Source organism: Escherichia sp. WS3227_2, assembly GCF_046486495.1.
GTDB classification, from domain to species: domain Bacteria; phylum Pseudomonadota; class Gammaproteobacteria; order Enterobacterales; family Enterobacteriaceae; genus Escherichia; species Escherichia coli.
The window spans coordinates 87507-111609 of record NZ_JBJQLG010000011.1 but is presented as its reverse complement, the minus strand read 5'-3'; the positions used below and the strand labels follow the sequence as shown (position 1 = coordinate 111609).

The following is a 24103-nucleotide window of genomic DNA, read 5'->3' as shown; positions in this document are numbered from 1 at the left end:
GTACACATTCAGCCTGCGATAGCACCAACAACCTGTAATACTTCATCACGCGCCTGTTCTGGTTTTTCACTGTCAAGCCAGTGAACCCCTTCCCAACCACGCAGCCAGGTTATCTGCCGCTTCGCCAACTGTCTCGTGGCGCAAACACCTCGATAAACCATTTCATCGTATGAGATTTCGCCTTCAAGGTAAGACCACATCTGGCGATAACCCACGCAACGAATGGAAGGCAAATCCGTATGCAAATCTCCTCGGGCAAAAAGCGCCCGGACTTCTGCTTCAAAACCTGAAGCCAACATCTGATGAAAACGCTGCTCAATTCGTTGATGGAGCAGTTCACGGCTCGCCGGGGCGATGGCGAACTGATGCACCTGATACGGTAGAGCGTCTCCTGACGTTTGCGTCAGTTCCGTTAAAGTTTTACCCGAAATGAAAAAAACTTCCAGTGCCCGGGAAAGCCTTTGTGGATCATTTGGATGAATCCTTGCTGCCGCAACCGGATCGATCTCCTGAAGTTGACGATGCAATGACTCCCAACCTTGCTCTGCCGCCTGTTGCTCAATTCTGGCCCGCACTTCCGGGTCTGCCGACGGTAGCGGCGACAACCCTTCCAGCAATGCCTTGAAATACAACATCGTACCGCCCACTAACAGTGGGATCCGCCCCGCTGCGGTGATATCGGCCATTTCCGCCAGCGCATCGCGGCGAAAATCAGCAGCCGAGTAAGCCTGCGACGGATCGCGAATATCCAGCAATCGGTGCGGCGCGGCGAGTAACTCTTCAGCGTTCGGCTTCGCCGTCCCGATATCCATCCCTTTGTAAATAAGGGCAGAATCAACGCTTATCAACTCTACTGGTAAAATTTTACGCAGCTCAATGGCTAACGCCGTTTTACCGGAGGCCGTCGGCCCCATCAAAAAAATCGCCTTAGGCAGGCTCGCCTTACTGATATCACTCATCTTTCAGGGCTTTTATCGCCGGATGTAAATCAACAGATTGTAACAGACCACCCGGCGGCGTTTTCACAAGTTGCGGACATAACCGTTCCACGTCCGCCAGCAGGGTTATGGCCTGCGCCATTGACCACTGCGCATGTTCGCTCATCAGATTTCGTGCAATCCACTGCGCAATATTGCCAGGTTCGAATACGGACTGCTTCGCCAGGTAGCCTATCAGTTCAGGAATCAAGATTTGTAAATTTTGTTGGCGTAAGGGTAAAGGCACGGCCCTGATGGTCACATGCTGTGCATCTGACTGGAAATCAATACCCAATTCCGCCAGGGCAGACTGCGCTTTTTCTAATGCCGATTTTTCTTCACCAGAAACTTTTAGCCGCAGCGGAATCAGCAACGGCTGGGCGCAAACTGGCGCTTCACCCGGCGTCAGTTGCGCCTGACGCAGCCAACGTTCTGCCACTGGCAAGGCTAAAAGTGAAATGTTGCCGTCGCGCTCCAGCAACGCACAGTCGGAATGGACGATAGTCAGTACCCGACCAAAACTCTGACTGTTCGCCGCAAGTGCAGGTTCCTGCGGTTCTGGCGCTTTTGGTTTTTGCATCGGCGCGGGCGTTTGCAAAAGCTGGCGATACACTTCACCTTGCTGTTTCTGGTAACCTGGCTGCGCATTCGGCCAGGGGGCAGCCGGACGACTGCCTGAGGCGGGCGCAGGAGTGTAACGCGGAGCTACTGGCTCACGAACTGCCGGTTCAGCAAAATGATTGCGCCCCGCCGCCACGCGGTTTTCCGGGATGGCGCGCGGTGCAGGTTGTGGTTCATCGTCCAGCGGTAGCGGCGTTTCCAGTTGCTGTTGTAGCACGCTCAGCACGCCCTGATAGATAAAATCATGCACCAGACGCGACTGATGGAAACGCACTTCGTGTTTGGCAGGGTGCACGTTGACGTCCACCTGATGTGGGTCGATCTCCAGATACAGCACAAATGCCGGTTGCTGATCGGCCCCCAGTTTGTCTTCACAGGCCTGGCGGATCGCGTGATTGATCAGGCGATCGCGCATCATGCGACCATTCACATAGCAATACTGAATTTCCGCCAGTGCGGGCGTGGTGTGATTCGGATCTGCCACCCAGCCGCGCAGCGTAAGATCGCCGTGTTGCCATTCAATCGCCAGCGCTTGTTCGAGAAAAGCGGTGCCGCAAATCGCGCCTAAGCGCCGTTCTTTTTGCCCGCCTTCCGGCACTGCGCGGTACTGACGCACAATTTTACCGTTATGCGACAGGTTGATCGTGACGTCGAAACGCGCCAGCGCAATGCGGCGAATAATTTCATCGATATGGTTAAATTCGGTTTTCTCGGTGCGCAGGAATTTGCGCCGCGCCGGGGTGTTGTAGAACAGATCCAGCACCTCCAGCGTTGTTCCCACAGGATGCGCCGCCGGTTTTACCGTCACGTCCATATCGCGCCCTTCGGCATAGGCCTGCCAGGCTTCCTGCTGTTCTGCGGTACGTGAAGTGAGCGTCAGGCGGGAAACCGAACTGATACTCGCCAGAGCCTCACCGCGAAAGCCCAGGCTGATAATGGCTTCGAGATCGTCCAGAGAGGCGATTTTACTGGTGGCATGACGAGCCAGCGCCAGCGCCAGCTCATCTTTTTTGATACCGCAGCCGTTATCACGAATGCGGATAAGTTTCGCCCCACCGCGTTCGATATCAATATCGATACGCGTCGCACCTGCATCGAGGCTGTTTTCCACCAGTTCTTTGACTACCGACGCAGGTCGCTCGACCACCTCACCTGCGGCAATCTGGTTCGCCAGTTGTGGCGGTAAGACCTGAATTGGCATCAATCGTCCTTAGTTTGGCAGCGTGCGATCTGGCGTCGTCACCGTACTGGCCGTTTGTGCCGTTGCACCCTGCGGCGCAGATTGCATCGGATGCGCAAGGAAATAATTGCGCAGGCCTTTATAAATGGCTTCTGCCAGCTGTTGTTGGTAATCGTCGCTCGCCAGCAAACGTTCTTCGCTGTTGTTGCTGATAAAACCGGTTTCGACCAGTACTGATGGGATATCCGGCGAACGCAGAACGCCAAGGCTGGCGTGTTCTGGTCGACGTTTATGAATTTCGCCAATGCGTTGCAACTGACTGATCATACTGGTCGCTACATCATACCCTACCCGCTGGGAATGACCGAACTGTAAATCCAGCACCGCCTGGCTTAAATAGGGGTCAGACTGACTGTTCGCCAGCACATCGCCCGCTCCGCCCAATAGCTCCGACTGTTTCTCATGCTGTTCCAGCCAGCTTGCCATCTCGCTGTTTGCACGACGGTTAGAGAGCACCCATACGGAAGCGCCAGTCGCACTGCGGTTTGGTGCGGCATCAGCGTGAATCGACACGAGGAAATTGGCGTTTTGCTTACGTGCCACATCGCTGCGCCCCATCACCGAAATAAAGTAATCCCCATCACGAGTTAAAACGCCTTTAAACATCGGATCGTCATTGAGCAAGGTACGTAATTTACGCGCAATGGCGATGGTGACATTTTTCTCCCGCGTACCACCGGGGCCGATAGCGCCAGGGTCCTGACCGCCGTGTCCTGCATCAATAGCGATGATAATTTTATCGCCAGTGTTAGCCGTCGCGCGCGCTGCCGGACGCGTTACCGTATTACTGCTGATAACACCTGTAGTGCGGTTACTTTCCGTTTTAAACGGATTGCGCGCCGGTTCGCTGACGCGCGGTGCGACAACCGCAGGCGTTTCAACGCGTTTCGCAACCACAGGCGGCGGAGGAGGCGGTGGCGGCACATCGGCGTTAATCGTAAAGACAACAGTGTAATTGCTGCCATTCTGCCGCTTCACCGCTTCGGTTTTACCGTTTTCGGTAAGATCGACCACCAGCCGTAGCGTTTGTGCATCTTTAGGCGTTCCAGAGCGAATCGCCTTCACCAGATTATTGCCGCTAAACAACAACGGCAGCCCCTGAATCACGCCCGTTTGTTTGATATCGAGCGCCACGGTGCGTTTGCTTTGATGGCTAAACGCATAATCAGGATCGCCAATAAAACTCAACGTTATCCGCGCCTGTTGATTGCCGTTAGAAACCTGAATATCAGAGAGCGTCGCGGCACCCACCGGCGCGCACAGCAGCAGCAACGTCGCTACCAACCAATTTCTGATGCGATACATCATCCCGCCACCTTTCAAAGGTTAACCGGCTAAACGCGCCAGCAACAATTCACCCGCAGAGGAAACCGCACTCACGCGCGCCTCACGGCCTTGTGCCTGATAATCAATGTGTATTTCGACATCCGGGTCAGGAAGAACACCTGTACCTTGTTGTGGCCACTCCACCAGGCAGATGGCATCGTTGGCAAAATAATCGCGGATCCCCATAAACTCCAGCTCCTCGGGATCGGCAAGGCGGTACAAATCAAAGTGATAAACCATTAAGTTGTCGAGCGTATAGGGTTCGACCAGCGTATAAGTGGGGCTTTTGACATTACCCTGATGGCCCAAAGCCTGTAAAAAGCCCCGGCTAAAGGTGGTTTTACCTGCGCCTAAATCGCCATACAGATAGATTACGGTTGCGCCATCGCAGGCTTTCGCTACCCGCTCGCCCAGGTCTAATGTTGCCTGCTCATCAGGGAGCGGAATTACTCGATTCATCATGGTTTTTATCAGTCACTTCCGGGTTAACAATACGCTGTAGCGTGGAAAAGAGATCGGTTGCCAGCATCCCGCGCGTTCCAAAACGCACCGCCAGTACGTCAGCTGCCGCACCGTGCGCGACACAGCCCGCACAGGCTGCATCATACGGCGACAGTTTTTGCCCAAGCAATGCGCCAATAATACCAGAGAGCACATCGCCCATACCGCCGCTCGCCATGCCTGCATTTCCGACATCAATAATGCCTAAAGCGTCAGGATGGGCGGCGACCACGGTTCCTGCACCTTTCAGCACCGCGACGCCGCCATAACGTTGTACCAGACGTTGGGCGAAATGTAAGCGGTCACTTTCAATCTCTGCTACGGAACAGCCCAACAACCGCGCGGCTTCGCCAGGATGCGGCGTGATCACGCGATTGTGACGCTTATCGGGATTGATTGCCAGCAGGTTCAATGCATCGGCATCCCACAACATCGGTTTGCGAAAATTCTCAACTTTTTGCAGGGCTTTTTTCCCCCACTCTTGCTGGCCCAGTCCGGGACCAATCACCACCACATCGGCCCATTCCAGGCTTTCGGTAAGAGAGTCCATAGTCAGTTCATGTACCATCAATTCCGGTCGTGCAGTCAGCAGCGGCGCAATGTTCTCACTGCGGGTCAGCACTCGGACTAAACCAGCACCAGCACGCAGCGCCGCTTCCCCCGTCATACGAATAGCCCCCGCCGTGCCGTGATCGCCACCGATAATCACCAGCCGCCCGTGATCGCCTTTATGCGAAGTCGGGCGACGCGGTTTCAGCCAGTGAGAAAGTTGTTCTGCCGAAAACCGCTGAATTTTCGTCTCCTGACCTGCCAGCCAGCTATCCAGCCCCAGTGAGTCAAAATGCAGTTGTCCGGTAACATCCCGCGCTTTTCCAGTGAGCAAGCCTGGTTTCAGCGCAATAAAAGTGATGGTGTGATCGGCGTTGATCACCGCGCCTGGCGTAGCGCCGGTTTCAGCCAGCAGGCCGGAAGGGATATCAACCGCCACAATCGGCGCAGGATGGGAATTAGTGTGGTCGATTAACTGGCTAATGGATTCACGGGGCGCTTGCTGCAAGCCGGTACCGAGCAGCGCATCAACAATCAGATCTACCGACTCGGGCCAGACAATATTCGACGCATGGATCTCGCCTCCCGCGTTTAACCATGCTTCACGTGCCAGCGCGGCCTCTTCCGGCAACGGTTTGTCACTTTCCTGGGTCAGCAGCGTAACCTCAATGCCGACCGCTTTGGCCAGCCGCGCGACCACGTAGCCATCGCCGCCGTTATTACCATGACCGCACAGCACCAGCCAGTGGCGGGCGTCAGGATAAGCCGAACGACACACCTGGAATGCGGCTTCGCCAGCGCGAAGCATCAGCTCATAGAGAGTGAGCCCCAGCGCATCTGCCGCCTCGCGTTCTCCGCGGCGGATATCGTCGGCGTACCAGACGGTGTGTGGTATACTTACGGGGTTTTTCTTCATTGTATGGTCCGTCATGTCAGAGCCCCTCGATCTCAATCAGTTAGCGCAAAAAATTAAACAGTGGGGGCTGGAACTGGGCTTTCAGCAGGTAGGTATTACCGATACCGATCTCAGCGCGTCCGAGCCCAAACTGCAAGCATGGCTGGACAAACAATACCACGGCGAAATGGACTGGATGGCGCGTCACGGTATGCTGCGTGCTCGTCCTCACGAATTATTGCCCGGTACGCTGCGCGTGATCAGCGTGCGGATGAATTACCTTCCTGCTAACGCCGCATTTGCCAGCACGCTGAAAAACCCCAAGCTCGGCTATGTGAGCCGTTATGCGCTGGGCCGTGACTATCACAAACTTCTGCGCAACCGACTCAAAAAGCTGGGCGAGATGATTCAGCAACATTGTGTTTCGCTGAATTTTAGACCGTTTGTCGATTCTGCGCCTATTCTCGAGCGTCCGTTAGCTGAAAAAGCAGGACTCGGCTGGACAGGTAAGCACTCACTTATCCTCAATCGCGAGGCTGGTTCGTTCTTCTTTTTAGGCGAATTGCTGGTCGATATTCCTCTGCCCGTGGATCAACCGGTCGAGGAAGGATGCGGTAAATGCGTGGCCTGTATGACGATTTGCCCGACCGGAGCCATCGTCGAACCATATACCGTCGATGCTCGCCGCTGTATCTCTTATCTCACCATCGAACTGGAAGGGGCGATCCCGGAAGAGTTGCGACCGTTAATGGGAAACCGTATTTATGGTTGCGATGACTGCCAGCTTATCTGCCCGTGGAATCGCTATTCGCAACTCACTACAGAAGACGATTTCAGCCCGCGTAAGCCGCTACACGCTCCGGAACTCATTGAGTTATTCGCCTGGAGCGAAGAGAAGTTTTTAAAAGTCACGGAAGGTTCGGCGATTCGCCGTATAGGTCACCTGCGTTGGCTGCGTAATATCGCCGTAGCATTAGGCAATGCCCCCTGGGATGAAACGATTTTGACAGCGCTGGAAAGTCGTAAAGGTGAGCACCCACTTCTTGATGAGCACATAGCGTGGGCGATTGCGCAGCAAATCGAGAGACGAAATGCGTGCATAGTCGAAGTGCAATTACCGAAAAAACAGCGTCTGGTTCGGGTGATTGAAAAAGGGTTACCGCGTGACGCCTGATTCATCCACAGCTTGTGAATAAAAATAAAAACACATTGCAATTCAAGACGAATAAAATCGTCAAGTGATCGACTCGACAAAACAGAATCTTAATTTTCAACTTATATATCAATAAGTTAAAAAAATACCATTCACCGTGCGAAGTTTCTTTGAAATTAAGATTACAGCCTGAGACTGTGGATAACTCTGTTTACAAGAGTTTGTCAGAGACAACAAAAACCAGCAATAACGCATCGCGTCGCTGTGGATATTTTATTGAGAGAAGAATTTGGAGCGGGAAACGAGACTCGAACTCGCGACCCCGACCTTGGCAAGGTCGTGCTCTACCAACTGAGCTATTCCCGCTTGGGTGGTCTGTGCTTTACAGCACTTTCAAATTTTGGAGCGGGAAACGAGACTCGAACTCGCGACCCCGACCTTGGCAAGGTCGTGCTCTACCAACTGAGCTATTCCCGCTTAATCTTCGTCTTTCGAACCGCTACTGCCTTGGCTGCCTTCACTCACCTTAGTCACTTACTTTTGTAAGCTCCCAAGGATTCGTTCAGTTGCCGCCTTGTCGCAATTCGAAATACTGCGATTGGGTGGTCTGTGCTTTGCAGCACTTTTCAAATTTTGGAGCGGGAAACGAGACTCGAACTCGCGACCCCGACCTTGGCAAGGTCGTGCTCTACCAACTGAGCTATTCCCGCGTACTACTTAATTTTGCTTTCGTAATTTTCGCATTTCTGCGTCGTTACGGGAGGCGCATTATACGAGAAATCTTTCCCTCTGCAACCCCCCTAAAAAATTTTTTTTGAGTTTTTATCTCAAATGCTGAAATTATCAGCAAGACGTTCAATTTAGCGTCAAAATCACGCCGCCGCAAGTGGATTCCGGCGCTTACGTGACCAGGAAAAATTTTACAGCTTGATAAAATGCTCGCGGTAGTAAGCCAACTCCGCCACCGATTCACGGATATCATCCATCGCCTGATGCGTCCCCTGCTTGGTAAAGCCATCAAGAATTTCCGGCTTCCAGCGGCGCGCCAGCTCTTTCAGGGTGCTAACATCGAGATAGCGGTAGTGGAAGTAGGCTTCCAGCTCCGGCATGTATTTAAACAGGAAGCGACGGTCCTGACCGATGCTGTTACCGCAAATCGGCGATTTTCCCGCAGGCACCCACTGTTTTAAGAATTCGAGCGTTGCCAGTTCAGCTTCACGATCGCCCATTGTGCTCGCTTTCACGCGCTCCACCAGCCCGCTGGCGGTATGGGTGCGCACGTTCCAGTCATCCATCAGCGCCAGCTGTTCATCAGACTGGTGTACTGCAATGGTCGGCCCTTCTGCCAGAATATTCAGGTTGGCATCGGTCACCAGCGTGGCAATCTCAATAATGCGATCGCGCTCGGGATCCAGACCGGTCATTTCAAGATCGATCCAAATCAGGTTGTTTTCATTGGCACTCATGCTATTTTCCACCCATTCACAGTGACTATATTGATCCACAATTGCGTGTATCATAGATGTTTTGCCCATCAGGGGCGACCAGGAGTCTGTACGATTGAGTAAAAATAAACTCTCCAAAGGCCAGCAGCGCCGCGTGAACGCCAATCACCAGCGTCGTCTTAAAACGTCTAAGGAGAAGCCCGACTACGACGACAATCTGTTTGGCGAGCCTGATGAAGGTATCGTCATCAGCCGCTTTGGTATGCACGCTGATGTGGAATCCGCCGATGGCGACGTTCACCGCTGCAATATTCGCCGTACCATCCGTTCGCTGGTGACCGGCGACCGCGTAGTCTGGCGTCCGGGTAAACCGGCGGCGGAAGGCGTAAATGTCAAAGGGATCGTGGAAGCGGTGCATGAGCGCACCTCGGTGTTGACGCGTCCGGATTTCTACGACGGCGTGAAACCTATTGCCGCCAACATCGACCAGATTGTCATTGTCTCCGCCATTTTGCCGGAGCTGTCGCTCAATATTATCGACCGTTACCTGGTGGCCTGCGAAACCTTGCAGATTGAGCCGATTATTGTGCTCAACAAGATAGACCTGCTGGACGACGAAGGTATGGAGTTCGTCAACGAGCAGATGGATATCTACCGCAATATCGGTTATCGCGTATTGATGGTTTCCAGTCATACTCAGGATGGGCTGAAACCGCTGGAAGAGGCGTTGACCGGGCGCATCAGCATTTTTGCCGGGCAGTCCGGCGTCGGGAAATCCAGCCTGCTGAACGCGCTGCTGGGGCTGCAAAAAGAGATCCTGACCAACGATGTCTCTGACAACTCGGGGCTTGGTCAGCACACCACGACCGCCGCTCGGCTGTATCACTTCCCGCACGGCGGTGATGTGATTGACTCCCCTGGTGTGCGTGAGTTCGGCCTCTGGCACCTGGAGCCGGAACAAATCACTCAGGGCTTTGTCGAATTCCATGACTACTTAGGTCTGTGTAAATATCGCGATTGCAAACACGATACCGATCCGGGCTGCGCTATCCGGGAAGCGGTTGAGGAAGGGAAAATCGCGGAAACCCGTTTCGAAAACTATCACCGTATTCTGGAAAGCATGGCGCAGGTAAAAACGCGTAAAAACTTTTCTGATACGGATGACTGACAATTAAGCTAACCGTCGTTAGAATCGTCCCCTTTTTTTCAGGATCCGGCATGTAGGCCGGATCAGGAACGACAAAACAATGGCCTGGAGGCTACCTTGTTAAATTCATTTAAACTTTCGCTACAGTACATTCTGCCGAAACTATGGCTTACTCGCCTGGCGGGTTGGGGCGCAAGCAAGCGGGCAGGATGGCTGACAAAACTGGTTATCGATCTGTTCGTTAAATACTACAAGGTCGACATGAAAGAGGCGCAAAAGCCGGATACCGCCAGCTACCGCACCTTTAACGAATTCTTTGTCCGTCCGCTGCGTGACGAAGTACGCCCAATCGATACCGATCCGAATGTACTGGTTATGCCTGCCGATGGCGTTATCAGCCAGTTGGGTAAAATCGAAGAAGATAAAATCCTGCAAGCCAAAGGCCACAACTACAGCCTCGAAGCCCTGCTGGCAGGCAACTATCTGATGGCGGATCTCTTCCGTAACGGTACGTTTGTGACCACTTACCTCTCCCCACGTGACTACCACCGCGTACACATGCCGTGCAACGGTATTCTGCGTGAGATGATCTACGTGCCGGGCGATCTCTTCTCCGTTAACCATCTCACCGCTCAGAACGTGCCGAATCTGTTTGCCCGTAACGAACGCGTGATCTGCCTGTTCGATACCGAATTTGGCCCGATGGCGCAGATTCTGGTCGGTGCGACGATTGTAGGCAGCATTGAGACGGTCTGGGCGGGCACCATTACGCCGCCGCGCGAAGGCATCATCAAGCGCTGGACCTGGCCTGCCGGGGAAAACGACGGTTCTGTGGCACTGCTGAAAGGCCAGGAAATGGGTCGCTTTAAACTCGGTTCCACCGTTATCAACCTGTTTGCACCGGGTAAAGTGAATCTGGTTGAGCAACTGGAAAGCCTGTCTGTCACGAAAATTGGCCAGCCGCTGGCAGTATCTACCGAAACCTTTGTTACGCCAGACGCTGAACCCGCCCCGCTTCCTGCTGAAGAGATCGAAGCAGAACACGACGCCAGCCCATTGGTTGACGACAAAAAAGACCAGGTCTAATCCATCAAAGGAAACGCTGACGTGCGCCTGATTATCACTTTTCTGATGGCCTGGTGCCTCAGTTGGGGGGCGTACGCCGCGACGGCCCCCGATAGCAAACAAATCTCACAAGAACTGGAGCAGGCAAAAGCGGCGAAGCCCGCGCAGCCGGAAGTCGTAGAGGCGCTCCAGTCTGCCTTAAATGCGCTTGAGGAACGGAAAGGTTCCCTTGAGCGCATCAAGCAATATCAAGAAGTCATTGATAATTACCCGAAACTTTCCGCTACTCTGCGTGCACAATTAAACAACATGCGTGACGAGCCGCGCAGCGTGTCACCGGGGATGTCTACCGACGCTCTGAATCAGGAAATTCTCCAGGTCAGCAGCCAGTTGCTGGATAAAAGCCGTCAGGCCCAGCAAGAGCAGGAGCGCGCCCGCGAGATTGCCGATTCGCTGAATCAACTGCCGCAACAGCAAACCGACGCCCGCCGTCAGTTAAATGAGATCGAGCGCCGCCTGGGAACGCTTACCGGCAATACCCCGCTTAATCAGGCGCAAAATTTCGCGTTGCAGTCTGACTCCGCACGTCTGAAAGCGCTCGTTGATGAACTGGAGCTGGCGCAGCTGTCTGCCAATAACCGCCAGGAATTAGCGCGCTTACGCTCTGAGCTGGCGGAAAAAGAGAGCCAGCAACTGGATGCATATTTGCAGGCCTTACGTAATCAGTTGAACAGCCAACGTCAGCTTGAAGCGGAGCGGGCGCTGGAAAGTACCGAATTACTGGCAGAAAACAGCGCCGATTTGCCGAAAGATATCGTCGCGCAATTCAAAATTAACCGCGAACTATCGGCGGCGCTGAATCAACAGGCGCAGCGGATGGATCTCGTTGCCTCGCAACAGCGTCAGGCTGCCAGCCAGACGTTACAGGTCCGGCAGGCGTTGAATACGCTGCGTGAACAGTCGCAATGGCTGGGATCGTCCAACCTGCTCGGCGAAGCGTTGCGGGCGCAGGTGGCACGGCTACCGGAAATGCCAAAACCACAACAGCTTGATACCGAAATGGCGCAGTTGCGTGTGCAACGGTTACGTTATGAGGATCTGCTTAATAAACAGCCGCTGCTACGGCAGATTCATCAGGCCGACGGTCAGCCGCTGACCGCCGAGCAAAACCGTATTCTGGAAGCACAGCTACGCACTCAGCGTGAGTTGCTGAACTCATTGTTGCAGGGTGGCGACACGCTACTACTGGAACTGACCAAGCTGAAAGTCTCCAACGGGCAACTGGAGGATGCGCTGAAAGAGGTGAACGAAGCGACGCACCGCTATCTGTTCTGGACCTCTGACGTGCGCCCGATGACCATCGCCTGGCCGCTGGAGATCGCCCAGGATCTGCGTCGTCTCATTTCGCTGGACACCTTCAGTCAGTTGGGCAAAGCCAGTGTGATGATGCTGACCAGCAAAGAGACAATTTTGCCGCTGTTTGGCGCGTTGATTCTGGTCGGTTGCAGTATTTACTCGCGCCGCTATTTCACCCGTTTTCTTGAACGTTCGGCGGCGAAAGTCGGCAAAGTGACTCAGGATCACTTCTGGCTGACGTTGCGCACCCTTTTCTGGTCGATACTCGTCGCGTCACCGTTGCCGGTGCTGTGGATGACGCTGGGTTACGGCTTGCGCGAGGCGTGGCCTTATCCGCTGGCGGTCGCGATTGGTGATGGCGTAACAGCCACCGTGCCGCTGCTGTGGGTAGTGATGATTTGCGCCACCTTTGCTCGCCCGAACGGCTTGTTTATCGCTCATTTTGGCTGGCCGCGCGAACGGGTTTCCCGTGGGATGCGCTACTACCTGATGAGCATCGGGCTTATTGTGCCGCTGATTATGGCGCTGATGATGTTCGATAACCTCGACGACCGTGAATTCTCCGGTTCGCTGGGACGGCTTTGCTTTATCCTCATTTGCGGTGCGCTGGCGGTGGTCACTCTCAGTCTGAAAAAGGCCGGGATCCCGCTGTATCTCAACAAAGAAGGCAGCGGTGACAACATTACCAACCATATGCTGTGGAACATGATGATTGGCGCACCGTTGGTTGCTATTCTGGCGTCGGCGGTGGGTTATCTGGCAACGGCACAGGCGCTGTTAGCGAGGCTTGAAACCTCGGTTGCCATCTGGTTCCTGCTACTAGTGGTTTATCACGTTATCCGCCGCTGGATGCTGATCCAGCGCCGCAGGCTGGCGTTTGACCGGGCGAAGCATCGCCGGGCAGAGATGTTAGCGCAACGTGCGCGTGGCGAAGAGGAAGCTCATCATCACAGTAGCCCGGAAGGGGCAATTGAAGTCGATGAAAGCGAAGTCGATCTCGATGCCATCAGTGCGCAATCCTTGCGGCTGGTGCGCTCAATTTTGATGTTGATCGCCCTGCTTTCGGTCATTGTGCTGTGGTCAGAAATCCATTCCGCTTTCGGCTTCCTCGAAAATATTTCGCTGTGGGATGTCACCTCCACGGTACAGGGCGTAGAAAGTCTGGAGCCGATTACCCTCGGTGCGGTGCTGATTGCCATTCTGGTGTTTATCATCACCACGCAGCTGGTGCGCAACCTGCCCGCGCTGCTGGAACTGGCGATTTTGCAGCACCTGGATTTAACGCCGGGTACAGGTTACGCCATCACCACCATCACCAAATATCTGCTGATGCTGATTGGCGGGCTGGTCGGCTTCTCAATGATTGGTATTGAGTGGTCGAAATTGCAGTGGCTGGTCGCCGCGCTCGGTGTTGGTCTCGGTTTTGGTTTGCAGGAAATTTTCGCCAACTTTATCTCTGGCCTGATCATCCTGTTCGAAAAACCGATTCGCATTGGCGATACGGTAACGATCCGCGATCTTACTGGTAGCGTGACGAAAATTAACACCCGCGCCACCACCATCAGCGACTGGGACCGTAAAGAGATAATCGTGCCGAACAAGGCGTTTATTACCGAGCAGTTTATCAACTGGTCGCTCTCTGACTCGGTCACGCGCGTGGTGTTGACGATTCCGGCCCCTGCCGATGCCAACAGTGAAGAAGTGACGGAAATCCTGCTCACCGCAGCGCGTCGCTGCTCGCTGGTGATCGACAACCCGGCACCGGAAGTCTTCCTGGTGGATCTGCAACAGGGGATTCAGATTTTCGAGCTGCGTATTTACGCCGCTGAGATGGGTCACCGTATGCCGCTACGCCATGAGATCCACCAGCTAATTCTGGCAGGCTTCCATGCCCACGGTATCGATATGCCATTCCCGCCCTTCCAGATGCGTCTGGAAAGCCTCAACGGTAAACAAACGGGGAGAACGCTGACGTCTGCGGGCAAAGGTCGTCAGGCGGGAAGTTTGTAATGCATGAAGCTGCCAAATGATGTCAACGTGGCTCATTTAGCAGCTTAACATCATCTTCAGTTATCACCGGCCCTGGAGAGTATCATCCATACGCATTACTTCCTGACAACTCATCGTCGGAGAGACGATGAGTTGCAGGATTTCATAGGATCAGTCGAGAGCTAACTCAGGTTTATTCGCCATGCGACTGCAATAGTTCTGGTAAATCGCCATCGCTAACAGCGAGAAGAAGACAGGGCCGCCAATCATCCACAATGTGCTGTCCCAGTCTCCGGCTTCAACCACAGGTTGAATGATGGTGAAGACGTTCGCAAATGTCACCACCAGTACAACAACCACCGTCGCAATCATTGCCGACATACGCGTTTTGAAAATCACAAATGGTCTGTCGAGATCCTGACGTGCTTTAAAGAATGGGAAAGCCAGCGCGAGGAACAAGTAAGGAAGCGTCATAGACACGTTCGCCATCAGCGTCAGCTTGTTAAAGAACGCCGATGCGGTACCGCCACCAAACGAAACCAGCAGGATGAAGACAGTAACCAACCCGCACTGCATCCACATGGCGATAGACGGCATCCCCATCGCATTCAGGCGCGTCATCGGTTCCGGCCACAACGCTTTCGGCGTCCCCTGGATGATGGCTTTCAGCGGTGAATAGCAAAGCGTAAAGAACGCACCGGTATAAGCGAGGAACATCGAAAGTCCGGTAATACGCGCAAACCACACGCCCAGCGACAATGACGCTTCAGGTGACAAATGCAGTGCGTTACCCAGCGTCACCCCGAGGCTCTTCATCAGCACATAGGTAATATTGCCGAGGTTAACGGAACCATTACTTAATACCTGCTGCCAGTTTGTGCTGACGCCCCATAAAAATATTGCCAGCGAATAACCGATTGAAATAACAATAGCGGCAAAAACAATACCTTTGGCAAAGTTCTTTTCTGGATTTTCCGTTTTATCGACCAGACCACCAACCGCTTCAATTCCGCCATAGGCAAAAATAGCAAATACCACAAACGATAGCATTGCCAGACCGGACTGATAACCTGGGTTCGGTGATGCAAGGAAATTAATATCCTGCGCGAAATGCCCACCATTTAATAACAAAATAGTAATGCTTACTAACAGCAATACTAAATTCAGACACATTACTGCAATACCGCCCACCGCAGTAATGCGGGCAATTTTATTAATCCCCTTTGAAGCAACGACGGTGACCAGAATCATCCATGCCACTGCCAGCAGACCAACCACCTGCGTAGGCTCCAGTCCGGCAATACGCCAGTGCTGGGTCATGTCGCTACCATAGAGGAATGTTGAGAACGGTACCCAAACTTTCGCGGAGGTACTCACCATCCAGATGATATAAGAGGAAAACCACATAAATGTACCAATGAAGGCAAAACGTGGTCCGACACTATTATTCATCCAGGAATAGATACCGCCTTCTTCTTTGCGATAAGCAGCTCCCATTTCAGCCATCATTAAGGCGAATGGAATAAAGAATAACAATGCAGAAAATATATAAAAGGGAATCGCACTATAACCCATTAAGTAATAAGCCGATGGGCTATTGGCAAATCCAAATACGGAAGTAAAGATCATCAATATGAGTCCTATCAGACTCATCTTTTTTATCGTGTGAGGCATGAAACCATCCTTCATTTCAGCGCGTGTATAAAACGCGCCCACTGAACTGCACTGCCCAACATTGAGCGGGCAGCGTAAAAACCAATACAGAATTGATACCTGGATGATATCAAATATCCAGTCTTAAATTGTGGCCTTTAGCGGAAAAATGAAAACATATGCTACAGAATGGCGCTTATCACGCCATTCTTCGCGGTTAATTCAGTAATTTTTCAGAATTATGCCCGGTCAACGCTAAAGGCGATGACTTCAGCCAGTGTCTCCGCGCCCAGCGCCAACATCACCAGACGATCAACACCTAATGCCACGCCGGAACAGTCAGGCATACCGACTTTCAAGGCTTCAATCAGATTCTGATCAATGGGGTGCTGCGGCAAACCGCGCGCCGCGCGCTTACGGTTATCTTGTTCAAAGCGTTGTTGCTGCTCACGGGCATCCGTCAATTCATGGAAACCATTCGCCAGCTCAATACCTTTATAATAAACCTCAAAGCGTTCAGCGACCCGATGATCTTCGGTACTGATTTGCGCCAGTGATGCCTGGCTGGCCGGAAAGTGGTACACAAAGGTCGGTTTTTCTTTGCCAATATTTGGCTCTACGCCAAAGGTAAACAGCAGTTGTAGCAGCGTGTCGCGGTCTTCTTCGGTATCGGCAACGTTGCTCAAATCCAGTTTCGCTGCCACTTCCCGCAGTTGCGTTTTGTCGGCAGAGAGCGGGTCAATTTCTAGATAACGCAAGAAAGCTTGTTGATAAGAAAGGCTTTCTGCTGCCGGGCAGTCAAGCACCTGTTGTAAGAGATCGTCCACCTCGTTCATCAACCGGTACATATCATAGTGCGGTCGATACCACTCCAGCATAGTGAACTCAGGGTTGTGATAACGCCCCATCTCTTCATTACGGAAGCTGCGGCACAGCTGGAATACCGGCCCACAACCGGCAACCAGCAGGCGTTTCATATGGTATTCCGGGCTGGTCATTAACCAGAGATTCATCCCCTGCGAATGCCCGGGGCCAACGAAACGTGTCTCAAACGGGACCAAATGAATATCGGTTACCGTCGCCTGGCTCATACAAGGCGTCTCCACCTCCAGCACTCCACGATCGGCAAAGAAACGACGGATCTCCGCCATAATCGCCGCGCGTTTTAATAAGTTAGGAATGGATGCGCTCGGCTGCCAGGATGCCGTTTCGCTCATAGTTAAATCTCCAGTTTTTGACAAGGGCACGAAGTCTACTCGCAACGCGACGGCGAGACAAATTTTACGCAGGAATCAAACAACGGTGGGCAGTGACTAAAAAAAGCACGATCTGATGGTTTAGTAATTAAATTAATCATCTTCAGTGATAATTTAGCCCTCTTGCGCACTAAAAAAATCGATCTCGTCAAATTTCAGACTTATCCATCAGACTATACTGTTGTACCTATAAAGGAGCAGTGGAATAGCGTTCGCAGACCGTAACTTTCAGGCACTTACCCTGAAGTACGGGGCTGTGGGATAAAAACAATCTGGAGGAATGTCGTGCAAACCTTTCAAGCCGATCTTGCCATTGTAGGCGCCGGTGGCGCGGGATTACGTGCTGCAATTGCTGCCGCGCAGGCAAATCCAAATGCAAAAATCGCACTAATCTCAAAAGTATACCCGATGCGTAGCCATACCGTTGCTGCAGAAGGGGGCTCCGCCGCTGTCGCGCAGGATCATGACAGCTTCGAATATCACTTTCACGATACAGTAGCGGGTGGCGACTGGTTGTGTGAGCAGGATGTCGTGGATTATTTCGTCCACCACTGCCCAACCGAAATGACCCAACTGGAACTGTGGGGATGCCCATGGAGCCGTCGCCCGGATGGTAGCGTCAACGTACGTCGCTTCGGCGGCATGAAAATCGAGCGTACCTGGTTCGCCGCCGATAAGACCGGCTTCCATATGCTGCACACGCTGTTCCAGACCTCTCTGCAATTCCCGCAGATCCAGCGTTTTGACGAACATTTCGTGCTGGATATTCTGGTTGATGATGGTCATGTTCGCGGCCTGGTAGCAATGAACATGATGGAAGGCACGCTGGTGCAGATCCGTGCTAACGCGGTCGTTATGGCTACCGGCGGTGCGGGTCGCGTTTATCGTTACAACACCAACGGCGGCATCGTTACCGGTGACGGTATGGGTATGGCGCTAAGCCACGGCGTTCCGCTGCGTGACATGGAATTCGTTCAGTATCACCCAACCGGTCTGCCAGGTTCCGGTATCCTGATGACCGAAGGCTGCCGCGGTGAAGGCGGTATTCTGGTCAACAAAAATGGCTACCGTTATCTGCAAGATTACGGCATGGGCCCGGAAACTCCGCTGGGCGAGCCGAAAAACAAATATATGGAACTGGGTCCACGCGACAAAGTTTCTCAGGCCTTCTGGCACGAATGGCGTAAAGGCAACACCATCTCCACGCCGCGTGGCGATGTGGTTTATCTCGACCTGCGTCACCTCGGCGAGAAAAAACTGCATGAACGTCTGCCGTTCATCTGCGAACTGGCGAAAGCGTACGTTGGCGTCGATCCGGTTAAAGAACCGATTCCGGTACGTCCGACCGCACACTACACCATGGGCGGTATCGAAACCGATCAGAACTGTGAAACCCGCATTAAAGGTCTGTTCGCCGTGGGTGAATGTTCCTCTGTTGGTCTGCACGGTGCAAACCGTCTGGGTTCTAACTCCCTGGCGGAACTGGTGGTCTTCGGCCGTCTGGCCGGTGAACAAGCGACAGAGCGTGCAGCAACTGCCGGTAATGGCAACGAAGCGGCAATTGAAGCGCAGGCAGCTGGCGTTGAACAACGTCTGAAAGATCTGGTTAACCAGGAGGGCGGCGAAAACTGGGCGAAGATCCGCGACGAAATGGGCCTGGCTATGGAAGAAGGTTGCGGTATCTACCGTACGCCGGAACTGATGCAGAAAACCATCGACAAGCTGGCTGAGCTGCAGGAACGCTTCAAGCGCGTGCGCATCACCGACACCTCCAGCGTGTTCAACACCGACCTGCTCTACACCATTGAACTGGGTCACGGTCTGAACGTTGCTGAATGTATGGCGCACTCCGCAATGGCACGTAAAGAGTCCCGCGGCGCGCACCAGCGTCTGGACGAAGGTTGCACCGAGCGTGACGACGTCAACTTCCTCAAACACACCCTCGCCTTCCGCGATGCTGATGGCACAACTCGCCTGGAGTACAGCGACGTGAAGATTACTACGCTGCCGCCAGCTAAACGCGTTTACGGTGGCGAAGCGGATGCAGCCGATAAGGCGGAAGCAGCCAATAAGAAGGAGAAGGCGAATGGCTGAGATGAAAAACCTGAAAATTGAGGTGGTGCGCTATAACCCGGAAGTCGATACCGCACCGCATAGCGCATTCTATGAAGTGCCTTATGACGCAACTACCTCATTACTGGATGCGCTGGGCTACATCAAAGACAACCTGGCACCGGACCTGAGCTACCGCTGGTCCTGCCGTATGGCGATTTGTGGTTCCTGCGGCATGATGGTTAACAACGTGCCAAAACTGGCATGTAAAACCTTCCTGCGTGATTACACCGACGGTATGAAGGTTGAAGCGTTAGCTAACTTCCCGATTGAACGCGATCTGGTGGTCGATATGACCCACTTCATCGAAAGTCTGGAAGCGATCAAACCGTACATCATCGGCAACTCCCGCACCGCGGATCAAGGTACTAACATCCAGACCCCGGCGCAGATGGCGAAGTATCACCAGTTCTCCGGTTGCATCAACTGTGGTCTGTGCTACGCCGCGTGCCCGCAGTTTGGCCTGAACCCAGAGTTCATCGGTCCGGCTGCCATTACGCTGGCGCATCGTTACAACGAAGATAGCCGCGACCACGGTAAGAAGGAGCGTATGGCGCAGTTGAACAGCCAGAACGGCGTATGGAGCTGTACTTTCGTGGGCTACTGCTCCGAAGTCTGCCCGAAACACGTCGATCCGGCTGCGGCCATTCAGCAGGGCAAAGTAGAAAGTTCGAAAGATTTTCTTATCGCGACCCTGAAACCACGCTAAGGAGTGCAACATGACGACTAAACGTAAACCGTATGTACGGCCAATGACGTCCACCTGGTGGAAAAAATTGCCGTTTTATCGCTTTTACATGCTGCGCGAAGGCACGGCAGTTCCGGCTGTGTGGTTCAGCATTGAACTGATTTTCGGGCTGTTTGCCCTGAAAAATGGCCCGGAAAGCTGGGCGGGATTCGTCGACTTTTTACAAAACCCGGTTATTGTGATCATTAACCTGATCACTCTGGCGGCAGCTCTGCTGCACACCAAAACCTGGTTTGAACTGGCACCAAAAGCGGCCAATATCATTGTAAAAGACGAAAAAATGGGACCAGAGCCAATTATCAAAAGTCTCTGGGCGGTAACTGTGGTTGCCACCATCGTAATCCTGTTTGTTGCCCTGTACTGGTAAGGAGCCTGAGATGATTAATCCAAATCCAAAGCGTTCTGACGAACCGGTATTCTGGGGCCTCTTCGGGGCCGGTGGTATGTGGAGCGCAATTATTGCGCCGGTGATGATCCTGCTGGTGGGTATTCTGCTGCCGCTGGGGCTGTTTCCGGGTGACGCACTGAGCTACGAGCGCGTTCTGGCGTTCGCGCAGAGCTTCATTGGTCGCGTATTCCTGTTCCTGATGATCGTTCTGCCGTTGTGGTGTGGTTTACACCGTATGCACCACGCGATGCACGATCTGAAAATCCACGTACCTGCGGGCAAATGGGTTTTCTACGGTCTGGCTGCTATCCTGACAGTTGTCACGCTGATTGGTGTCGTTACAATCTAACGCATCGCCAATGTAAATCCGGCCCGCCTATGGCGGGCCTTTTTGTATGGAAACCAGACCCTATGTTCAAAATGACGCTCTGCGCCTTATTAATTACCGCCTCTTGCTCCACATTTGCCGCCCCTCAACAAATCAACGATATTGTGCATCGCACAATTACCCCGCTTATAGAGCAACAAAAGATCCCCGGTATGGCGGTGGCGGTAATTTATCAGGGTAAACCTTATTACTTTACCTGGGGCTATGCGGACATCGCCAAAAAGCAGCCCGTCACACAGCAAACGTTGTTTGAGTTAGGTTCGGTCAGCAAAACATTTACGGGCGTGCTTGGTGGCGACGCTATTGCACGAGGGGAAATCAAGTTAAGCGATCCCGCGACAAAATACTGGCCTGAACTTACCGCTAAACAATGGAATGGGATCACACTATTACATCTTGCGACCTACACCGCTGGCGGCCTGCCATTGCAGGTGCCGGATGACGTTAAATCCTCAAGCGACTTGCTGCGCTTCTATCAAAACTGGCAGCCTGCATGGGCTCCAGGAACACAACGTCTGTATGCCAACTCCAGTATCGGTTTGTTCGGCGCACTGGCTGTGAAGCCGTCTGGTTTGAGTTTTGAGCAGGCGATGCAAACTCGTGTCTTCCAGCCACTCAAACTCAACCATACGTGGATTAATGTACCGCCCGCAGAAGAAAAGAATTACGCCTGGGGATATCGCGAAGGTAAGGCAGTGCATGTTTCGCCAGGGGCGTTAGATGCTGAAGCTTATGGTGTGAAGTCGACCATTGAAGATATGGCCCGCTGGGTGCAAAGCAATTTAAAACCCCTTGATATCACTGAGAAAACGCTTCAACAAGGGATACAACTGGCACAATCTCGCTACTGGCAAACCGGCGATATGTATCAGGGCCTGGGCTGGGAAATGCTGGACTGGCCGGTAAATCCTGACAGCATCATTAACGGCAGTGACAATAAAATTGCACTGGCAGCACGCCCCGTAAAAGCGATTACGCCCCCAACTCCTGCAGTGCGCGCATCATGGGTACATAAAACAGGGGCGACCGGCGGATTTGGTAGCTATGTCGCGTTTATTCCAGAAAAAGAGCTGGGTATCGTGATGCTGGCTAACAAAAACTATCCCAATCCAGCGAGAGTCACTGCCGCCTGGCAGATTCTCAACGCTCTACAGTAAAATTTCATCGGGTCCGAATTTTTGGACCTTTTCTCCGCTTTTCCTTGCTGTCATCTACACTTAGAAAAAAACCAGTAAGGAAACATTTATGCGCCTGCTCCCTCTCGTTGCCGCAGCGACAGCTGCATTTCTGGTCGTTGCCTGCAGTTCTCCTACGCCGCCCCGTGGCGTGACCGTAGTGAATAATTTCGATGCTAAACGCTATCTCGGTACCTGGTATGAGATTGCCCGTTTTGATCACCGCTTTGAACGTGGACTGGAAAAAGTCACCGCAACATACAGCCTGCGGGATGACGGCGGCCTGAATGTCATTAATAAAGGCTATAACCCTGACAGAGAAATGTGGCAACAGAGTGAAGGGAAAGCGTACTTTACCGGCGCACCAACTCGCGCTGCGCTGAAAGTGTCATTCTTTGGTCCTTTCTATGGCGGTTATAACGTTATTGCACTCGATCGGGAATACCGCCATGCGCTGGTTTGCGGCCCGGACCGCGACTACCTGTGGATACTCTCCCGCACGCCAACCATTTCTGACGAAGTGAAACAGGAGATGCTGGCAATCGCGACCCGGGAAGGGTTTGATGTCAGTAAGTTTATTTGGGTACAGCAACCCGGTAGTTAATGAGTGCTGAGTTTCAGACCAATAATCCCCAATACGATTAACGCCAGACTCGCCAGGCGCATCGGGTTAGCGGACTCGCCGAGCAGCACAATGCCGGTGATGGCCGCGCCGACTGCGCCAATACCCGTCCACACGGCATAAGCCGTCCCTACCGGTAGCGATTTCATCGCCCAGGCAAGTAGCGCCATACTGACAATCATCGCCGTCACGGTAATAACACTTGGCGTCAAACGACTAAAGCCGTGGGTATATTTCAGGCCAACGGCCCATACCACTTCCAGCAGACCAGCAATAACTAAGATAATCCAGGACATATCAGGCTCCGGAGAATTGGGGCCGTCCCCGGTGAAAAGAGGCGTTTGCAGGTCGTCCTGCAAAGCTGATGGTTGAACGGATATTTTGCCAGGTGGCAGAGGAATTTCAACTATTACCTTTGTAACTATCGCAGAAAAAACAAACGGCACGACACAGCTGCCGTACCGTTATTGCTTATTGCTGCGCTTTCGTTGCTGCGCCAGAAATCGCGTTACCGCCATCAGAAATGTCTTCACCTACGCCACGCGTGGTGTTGCAGGCAGTTAATACTGTTGAAAGCACCAGAACAGAAAAGATCGCTGCAATTGTCTTCTTCACCATAACGTCTTCCTTTTAGGTAATGTTATTTATGTTTGCCTATAGCAAATTAATAATAGACAACATCGCCAAAAATGATGGAAATCTGATGATTTTTCGGAAGAGAAGAAAAATTAGCTGGCAGCGCGGGAGATGGAATTACCGAGATGTTTAATGTCTTCACCAAAACCGCGAGCGGTGTTACAGCCCGTGAGCAGCGCACTGGCAAGCAAAACAAGAACGATAAGGCGTTTCATCATCTCTGACCTGAATAAGTGATGGTGCAGCCTGCAGGCCGCACCACAACCGCATTACTTCACGCGAGAGACGTATTCACCAGAGCGGGTATCCACTTTGATGACTTCGCCGATTTGTACAAACAGCGGAACTTTAACCACAGCGCCAGTAGACAGGGTAGCCGGTTTGCCGCCAGTACCTGCGGTATCACCTTTCAGGCCCGGATCGGTATCCACGATTTCCAGTTCAACGAAGTTCGGCGGAGTAACGGAGATCGGCTGACCATTCCACAGAGTTACGATACACTCTGCCTGATCCAGCAGCCATTTAGCGTTGTCGCCAATTGCTTTTGCATCAGCAGACAGCTGCTCGAAAGTTTCGTTGTTCATGAAGTGCCAGAACTCACCGTCGTTGTACAGGTAAGTCAGGTTCATATCGACAACATCAGCGCCTTCAGCGGAATCAGTAGATTTGAAGGTTTTTTCTACGCGAGTACCGGTCAGCAGACGACGCAGTTTAACGCGAGCAAATGCCTGGCCTTTACCCGGTTTTACGAATTCACTCGCTTCAACCGCGTAAGGTTCGCCGTCTAACATGATTTTAAGACCAGCACGAAAATCGTTGCTATAGTACGTTGCCATAAGGCCCTCTGAAATTTGTTAATTG

General features: G+C 52.9%; 23 protein-coding genes and 3 tRNA genes. 10 read left to right on the top strand and 16 right to left on the bottom strand.

Annotated elements, in window-relative coordinates; genetic code table 11:
- Positions 1-8 precede the first annotated feature (8 nt).
- Genes miaA through nnr form a run of 5 tightly spaced genes read right to left on the bottom strand, consistent with a single transcriptional unit; the run spans position 9 to position 6145 of the window.
- A complete protein-coding gene (gene miaA, locus ACJHXB_RS16635) occupies positions 9-959 on the bottom strand; it encodes a tRNA (adenosine(37)-N6)-dimethylallyltransferase MiaA (RefSeq protein ID WP_001280339.1) in 951 nt (316 codons plus the stop codon).
- A complete protein-coding gene (gene mutL, locus ACJHXB_RS16630) occupies positions 952-2799 on the bottom strand; it encodes a DNA mismatch repair endonuclease MutL (protein ID WP_001122471.1) in 1848 nt (615 codons plus the stop codon). Before mutL ends, miaA begins: the two co-directional genes overlap by 8 nt.
- 9 nt (positions 2800-2808) lie before the next feature.
- Complete coding sequence (gene amiB, locus ACJHXB_RS16625; RefSeq protein ID WP_000990271.1) at positions 2809-4146, bottom strand: N-acetylmuramoyl-L-alanine amidase AmiB; 1338 nt, start codon at positions 4144-4146, stop codon at positions 2809-2811.
- An 18-nt stretch (positions 4147-4164) separates the two neighbouring features.
- Positions 4165-4626, bottom strand: a complete 462-nt coding sequence (gene tsaE, locus ACJHXB_RS16620) for a tRNA (adenosine(37)-N6)-threonylcarbamoyltransferase complex ATPase subunit type 1 TsaE (RefSeq protein WP_000981977.1) — start codon at positions 4624-4626, stop codon at positions 4165-4167.
- Positions 4598-6145, bottom strand: a complete 1548-nt coding sequence (nnr, locus tag ACJHXB_RS16615; protein ID WP_001468904.1) for a bifunctional ADP-dependent NAD(P)H-hydrate dehydratase/NAD(P)H-hydrate epimerase — start codon at positions 6143-6145, stop codon at positions 4598-4600. The genes tsaE and nnr overlap by 29 nt, the downstream gene beginning before the upstream one ends.
- Between nnr and queG the strand changes: the two genes are divergently transcribed.
- Positions 6144-7283 (top strand): tRNA epoxyqueuosine(34) reductase QueG, encoded by a 1140-nt coding sequence (gene queG / locus ACJHXB_RS16610; protein ID WP_001468905.1) that lies wholly within the window; start codon positions 6144-6146, stop codon positions 7281-7283. The two genes, nnr and queG, sit on opposite strands and share 2 nt — an antisense overlap.
- Here the strand turns inward: queG and ACJHXB_RS16605 are convergent.
- The 5 genes from ACJHXB_RS16605 to orn form a co-directional block, all read right to left on the bottom strand.
- Entirely contained in the window at positions 7266-7319 is a 54-nt protein-coding gene (locus tag ACJHXB_RS16605) for a hypothetical protein (protein ID WP_101679539.1), read from the bottom strand. The genes queG and ACJHXB_RS16605 overlap by 18 nt on opposite strands.
- A gap of 233 nt (positions 7320-7552) precedes the next feature.
- Positions 7553-7628: transfer RNA gene (locus ACJHXB_RS16600), tRNA-Gly, on the bottom strand.
- Positions 7629-7663: 35 nt separating this feature from the next.
- Positions 7664-7739, bottom strand: a tRNA-Gly gene (locus tag ACJHXB_RS16595).
- A 157-nt stretch (positions 7740-7896) separates the two neighbouring features.
- Positions 7897-7972, bottom strand: a tRNA-Gly gene (locus ACJHXB_RS16590).
- Between the two features lie 210 nt (positions 7973-8182).
- Positions 8183-8728 (bottom strand): oligoribonuclease, encoded by a 546-nt coding sequence (gene orn / locus ACJHXB_RS16585; protein ID WP_001295188.1) that lies wholly within the window; start codon positions 8726-8728, stop codon positions 8183-8185.
- Between the two features lie 94 nt (positions 8729-8822).
- On the opposite strand from orn, the gene rsgA reads away from it, so the two are divergent.
- The 3 genes from rsgA (at position 8823) to mscM (ending at position 14285) form a co-directional block, all read left to right on the top strand.
- Positions 8823-9875, top strand: a complete 1053-nt coding sequence (gene rsgA / locus ACJHXB_RS16580) for a small ribosomal subunit biogenesis GTPase RsgA (RefSeq protein ID WP_000041976.1) — start codon at positions 8823-8825, stop codon at positions 9873-9875.
- Positions 9876-9971: 96 nt separating this feature from the next.
- Positions 9972-10940, top strand: coding sequence for an archaetidylserine decarboxylase (asd, locus tag ACJHXB_RS16575; protein WP_000934920.1), 969 nt, complete (start codon positions 9972-9974; stop codon positions 10938-10940).
- Between the two features lie 21 nt (positions 10941-10961).
- Positions 10962-14285 carry a miniconductance mechanosensitive channel MscM gene (mscM, locus tag ACJHXB_RS16570; RefSeq protein ID WP_001236802.1) on the top strand — a complete coding sequence of 1108 codons (3324 nt, stop codon included), beginning with the start codon at positions 10962-10964 and terminating at the stop codon, positions 14283-14285.
- 150 nt (positions 14286-14435) lie between these two features.
- Here mscM and yjeM read toward each other — a convergent pair whose 3' ends face one another.
- Together yjeM and epmA are read right to left on the bottom strand one after the other, a co-directional pair.
- Positions 14436-15938, bottom strand: coding sequence for a glutamate/gamma-aminobutyrate family transporter YjeM (gene yjeM / locus ACJHXB_RS16565; protein WP_001300174.1), 1503 nt, complete (start codon positions 15936-15938; stop codon positions 14436-14438).
- Positions 15939-16156: 218 nt separating this feature from the next.
- On the bottom strand, positions 16157-17134 hold the full coding sequence (gene epmA, locus ACJHXB_RS16560; protein WP_000004771.1) for an elongation factor P--(R)-beta-lysine ligase: 978 nt from the start codon (positions 17132-17134) through the stop codon (positions 16157-16159).
- Between the two features lie 324 nt (positions 17135-17458).
- Between epmA and frdA the strand changes: the two genes are divergently transcribed.
- The 6 genes from frdA to blc all read left to right on the top strand — a co-directional run bounded on the left by frdA (position 17459) and on the right by blc (position 22588).
- On the top strand, positions 17459-19267 hold the full coding sequence (gene frdA / locus ACJHXB_RS16555) for a fumarate reductase (quinol) flavoprotein subunit (protein WP_001192981.1): 1809 nt from the start codon (positions 17459-17461) through the stop codon (positions 19265-19267).
- A complete protein-coding gene (frdB, locus tag ACJHXB_RS16550) occupies positions 19260-19994 on the top strand; it encodes a fumarate reductase iron-sulfur protein (protein ID WP_000829498.1) in 735 nt (244 codons plus the stop codon). Before frdA ends, frdB begins: the two co-directional genes overlap by 8 nt.
- A 10-nt stretch (positions 19995-20004) precedes the next feature.
- Positions 20005-20400, top strand: a complete 396-nt coding sequence (gene frdC, locus ACJHXB_RS16545; RefSeq protein WP_000208763.1) for a fumarate reductase subunit FrdC — start codon at positions 20005-20007, stop codon at positions 20398-20400.
- 10 nt (positions 20401-20410) lie between these two features.
- Complete coding sequence (gene frdD / locus ACJHXB_RS16540; RefSeq protein WP_000609663.1) at positions 20411-20770, top strand: fumarate reductase subunit FrdD; 360 nt, start codon at positions 20411-20413, stop codon at positions 20768-20770.
- A gap of 62 nt (positions 20771-20832) precedes the next feature.
- On the top strand, positions 20833-21966 hold the full coding sequence (locus ACJHXB_RS16535; RefSeq protein WP_001468906.1) for a BlaEC family class C beta-lactamase: 1134 nt from the start codon (positions 20833-20835) through the stop codon (positions 21964-21966).
- 88 nt (positions 21967-22054) lie between these two features.
- The gene (gene blc / locus ACJHXB_RS16530; RefSeq protein WP_001238367.1) at positions 22055-22588 is read left to right on the top strand and encodes a lipocalin Blc; all 534 of its coding nucleotides are present in this window, start codon (positions 22055-22057) and stop codon (positions 22586-22588) included.
- Here the strand turns inward: blc and sugE are convergent.
- From sugE to efp, 4 genes are all read right to left on the bottom strand, one after another.
- Positions 22585-22902 carry a quaternary ammonium compound efflux SMR transporter SugE gene (sugE, locus tag ACJHXB_RS16525; RefSeq protein WP_000118482.1) on the bottom strand — a complete coding sequence of 106 codons (318 nt, stop codon included), beginning with the start codon at positions 22900-22902 and terminating at the stop codon, positions 22585-22587. The two genes, blc and sugE, sit on opposite strands and share 4 nt — an antisense overlap.
- Before the next feature lie 175 nt (positions 22903-23077).
- Positions 23078-23224 carry a lipoprotein toxin entericidin B gene (ecnB, locus tag ACJHXB_RS16520; RefSeq protein WP_000239596.1) on the bottom strand — a complete coding sequence of 49 codons (147 nt, stop codon included), beginning with the start codon at positions 23222-23224 and terminating at the stop codon, positions 23078-23080.
- A gap of 110 nt (positions 23225-23334) precedes the next feature.
- Positions 23335-23460 carry a lipoprotein antitoxin entericidin A gene (gene ecnA, locus ACJHXB_RS16515; RefSeq protein ID WP_000977754.1) on the bottom strand — a complete coding sequence of 42 codons (126 nt, stop codon included), beginning with the start codon at positions 23458-23460 and terminating at the stop codon, positions 23335-23337.
- A gap of 51 nt (positions 23461-23511) precedes the next feature.
- Positions 23512-24078, bottom strand: a complete 567-nt coding sequence (efp, locus tag ACJHXB_RS16510; RefSeq protein WP_000257278.1) for an elongation factor P — start codon at positions 24076-24078, stop codon at positions 23512-23514.
- Positions 24079-24103 lie beyond the last annotated feature (25 nt).